This is a genomic window from Glutamicibacter sp. AGC84, from assembly GCF_053543575.1.
In genome coordinates, this window is the sequence record NZ_JBLVOC010000018.1 from 4,003 (window position 1) to 7,857 (window position 3,855).

Sequence of the window (3,855 nt, forward strand, 5' to 3'; positions counted from 1 at the left end):
GCGGCATTGGTGTCCATGGTTGCCGAATTCACTTCCGGACCGCGGTACGCGGACGTCCAGGAGCAGGCCCAGCAGATTTCCGAGCATGCCCGGCTGCTGATGCGCCAGGGGCTCTTCGCCGCTCAGGAAGACGAAAGGCTGTTCAGCGCCCTGGGTGCCGCGTACAAGCTGCCCAAGGAAAGCAGCGAGCAGAAGTCGGAGCGCAGCGCGGCCATTCAAAACGCCACCATCGCCGCCGCCGCACCGCTGGTCTCTACCGTCGAGGCCTCCATTGAGGTCATCAAGCTGGGCCAGCGCCTGCTGCCCATTGGCAACCGATCGGTTCTCAGCGACGTGGCCGCCGCGGCCGAAGCTGCCCGGGCGGCCTTGGCTACCGCGCTGGCCACCCTGGAAATGAACATCTGCTCAATCAAGGACATCGCCCAGCGCGACCGGCTGGTCCGGGCGGCCAGCCAGGCCAGCGAGGCGATCGCCCACGCCGAAGAGCTCAGCGCGCACGCCCGTGCGGTGGTGGCAGCATGACGGCACGCAATCTAGTCGGGCAGCCGGTGGCTGAAGCGATCCGCGCCCGCACTGCAGAACTGGTGGTGCGCATGGCCAGCGAGGGCACCAGTGTCCGGATCGCGGTCGTGCTGGCCACCGATAACGAGGCCACCGCCTGGTATGTGCGCTCGATCGAACGGGCCGCCGCGCAGCTCGGGGTGGACTGCCAGGTCGTGGACCTGACCGGGTCCGGCCAGGAGCAGCTGTCCGAAGCGATCACCGCCTTGAACGAGGACAGTTCGGTGCACGGAATCATCTTGCAGACCCCGTTGCCGCCGGGGGTGGATGCCGCGGCGCTGGTGGCGCTGATCGACCCGGCCAAGGACATTGACGGGGCCAATCCGCTGAGCCTGGGACGGCTCAGTGTCGGCCAGCCGGCCTTCGCCCCGGCTACCGCACGCTCGGTCATCGAGATCCTGGAGCACTACCGGATCCCGCTGTCCGGGCAGCATGTCGCGGTGGTCGGGCGCTCTGCGGTGGTGGGCAAACCGTTGGCCCAGCTGCTGCTGCAGCGCGATGCCACGGTGAGCATCTGCCATTCGAGGACCGCCGATCTGGCCCATTTCACGAAGTCCGCCTCGGTGGTCGTCATGGCCGTGGGCAAGGCGAACCTGCTCACCGGCAATGACGCGCAGGAAAGCACTGTGGTGATCGATGTCGGAACCAACGTCAACGCCGAAGGAAAGCTGGTGGGGGACGTCCATGCGGCATCGGTGCGTCCGCTGGTACGGGCCCTGAGTCCGGTTCCCGGCGGCGTGGGTACGGTGACAACGGCGTTGCTGGTCCTGCATGCCGCGCAGGCCGCGGCGGCAAGCCAGCAGGCCGCCCCGGCGAAGGGAGCGCGCATGGCCGGACGCCGGTAGCTGGCTGGCCGGTGTTCCGGGTGCCGCTGCGGGCAAGCCAGCATGCAGCGGAAACCGGAACGCCGGGACCGCAATTGCCAGGGCGAAGCGAACCACGGGTACGGTGCACGCCGGCGGGGAACATGAACTGGGATCTGCCGCCGGCCGGATGCACCACGTGCCGCCGCCGCATCATCGATTGGGAGGTTGATGATGCGGCGGCTTTCTGCTGCCCGCCCGGCAACTTCCCCGGCGGCTCCCTTGCATCTTCCCGCGCTCGAAACCGGTTGCCGGGGCTTCGAGCAAGGACCTGGGACAGGGCTGTCGACTTCGCAGTTCCGCGGGGTTTCCGACCATCGCGGGGCGGTCAATTCGCAGTGCGCCACAAAGGCCTCGGCGATGTGCTGGTCCGGCCTTGTTGAATCGAGAGTTCATGAAAACAACTGCACCCGTTCGGGTGAATGCTCGGTCCAGGGATCGGTTCTGCGCGCTAGGCTCCGATGCAGTTCATTACAGTTCAACACAGTGCAGCAGTGCTGGAAGCAGGCAGCGCTACGGCATCAGGGATGAAGCGCGCACGTCCTGCAGAATCGTGGTGCCCGCGGAAACGGAGTAAGTTCTCTAGGGACTGCTTGCTTTCAGCGTTTGGCAACCTAGGAGAACAACTTGGCACTGTATTCAGCCCGCGGACTTTGGCATTTTCTTGATTCACCGGAAATTCTTGCAACGACATCGAAGTTGGGTTTTGGCTGGCATGGACTGGACATGCAGCATGGATTGTGGAGCGAGGCCCGGATAATTTCTGTTCTTGCTACTGCGCCAGGTGGAAACATCGCAGTTCGGCTCCGCAGCGGAAGCTACGCGGACATCGGGTTTGCCCTCGACGCGGGTGCTGCTCACATTATAGTTCCCATGGTGAACACGGCCGAGGAGGCCCGGGAAGCAGCCGACGCGGCAAAGTACGCGCCACATGGTGCCAGAAGCTGGGGGCCGATGAGCGCACTGTTCGGTGAACCGGTGCTGACCCCGCAGGAAACGAACGACCGGCTTCATCTGTCGGTGATGATTGAATCCGCTGAAGGATTGGAAAACCTTGAGGCAATCCTTGGAGTCGCCGGTATCAACTCCGTATTCGTTGGGCCGGTCGACTTGGCGATGAGTTTTGGCACCGACGTGGATTCACTGCTTGCTGCCAAGGACTCGCCCCTGGCATTCATAGCAAAAACCTGCCATGACCGCCGAATTGAAGTGGGCGCCTTCGCCGGTTCACCATCAAGAGCCAGTGCTTTCGAAGCCCTGGGCTACGACTGGGTAGCCACCGCCACGGATATGGGCCTGCTGAAAGCCGGTGCCGCGCAAGCACTGGAGAGCTGAGCGGTCACTGAAGTTCCTGCTTCGAAGCGTCTTCGCCTGAGGGCACGCAGGGTGTTTTGGTGCCGGGCGGTTCCTGCCAATGCCACTGGTTGCCGGTCCGGCACCTGCTTTCCGCGAGGCGCACGAAGACCAGCATGGTGCGTAGGGAATTTTGGTGCCCGGAAGGCAGTTCAACCAAAGGGGATAGCTGCTGCGAAGAGCGGCAGGCACACGCAATGCCGGACTTTGCTGAAGGGAAATGGAATGCCAACGCTGGGAATCATCGGAAGCGGGAATATCTGATCTGCAATCGCCCGATTGGCCGTTGCCGCGAATGTGAACGTGGTGATTGCGAATTCCCGTGGAGTTCAATCGCTGCAGGAACTCGTGGCCGAGCTGGGGCCGCTGGCCGCAGCCGGCACGGTTCAAGAGGTGGCCGAAGCGGGCGAAGCCGTGGTGCTGTCCATTCCGCTCGCTGCGGTACGTGAGCTGCCAGCCGGGTTGCTGCGCGGCAAGACAGTGCTGGACACCAGCAACTACTATCCATCCAGGGATGGACGCATTGCCGAACTCGACAGCGGGACGATGACGACCAGCGAACTGGTGGCGAGCTGGCTCGATGGTGCTCGCTATGTCAAAGCCTTCGGCAACATCCTGGCCCACCACATTCCGCTGCTGGCCCGTCCCGCCGAGGCTGCTGGCCGCTCTGCGCTTCCCATTGCCTCCGATGATTCCCAAGCGAAGGAGCAAGCAGCGGCAATCATCGAACGCCTCGGCTTCGATACGCTGGACGCGGGCGCGCTCGCGGAAACGTGGAAATTCGAGCCCGAATCCGCCGGATATACGCGCATCTACCTGGCGGATTCCACGACCCCGGATGACCAGCTGCTTTCCTCGATTCCAGCGCCAACACCAGCGGACCAGGTCAAGGCAGCACTGGATTCCGCGGCTCGCGTGAATGTTGCCGAACGCGCCTTCTGAGCCGCCGATGCCCGCCAGCGGACGGCCATCCGCGACCGCTTTTGGCAGGGCACCCCTATTAAGAGGTATGAATGCATGGCGTGACGCCGTGGCGTGCAGGCAGCCACGCACGTTAACGGCAAGAGGCGGGGGCGCC

Annotated in this window: 4 protein-coding genes; all 4 read left to right on the forward strand. The window is 64.0% G+C overall.

From position 1 onward, the window contains the following. On the forward strand, positions 1–522 hold a 522-nt coding region (locus ACNPN0_RS11950), incomplete at its 5' end, for a cyclodeaminase/cyclohydrolase family protein (protein WP_448938915.1). Beyond that, positions 519–1,406: a bifunctional 5,10-methylenetetrahydrofolate dehydrogenase/5,10-methenyltetrahydrofolate cyclohydrolase gene (locus ACNPN0_RS11955; RefSeq protein WP_448937217.1), complete on the forward strand. Its 888-nt coding sequence runs from the start codon at positions 519–521 to the stop codon at positions 1,404–1,406. The genes ACNPN0_RS11950 and ACNPN0_RS11955, both read left to right, overlap by 4 nt. Positions 1,407–2,051: 645 nt before the next feature. Then, positions 2,052–2,759 carry an HpcH/HpaI aldolase family protein gene (locus ACNPN0_RS11960; protein ID WP_448937216.1) on the forward strand — a complete coding sequence of 236 codons (708 nt, stop codon included), beginning with the start codon at positions 2,052–2,054 and terminating at the stop codon, positions 2,757–2,759. A gap of 297 nt (positions 2,760–3,056) precedes the next feature. Next, positions 3,057–3,719: an NADPH-dependent F420 reductase gene (locus ACNPN0_RS11965; protein ID WP_448937215.1), complete on the forward strand. Its 663-nt coding sequence runs from the start codon at positions 3,057–3,059 to the stop codon at positions 3,717–3,719. Positions 3,720–3,855: the final 136 nt, after the last annotated feature.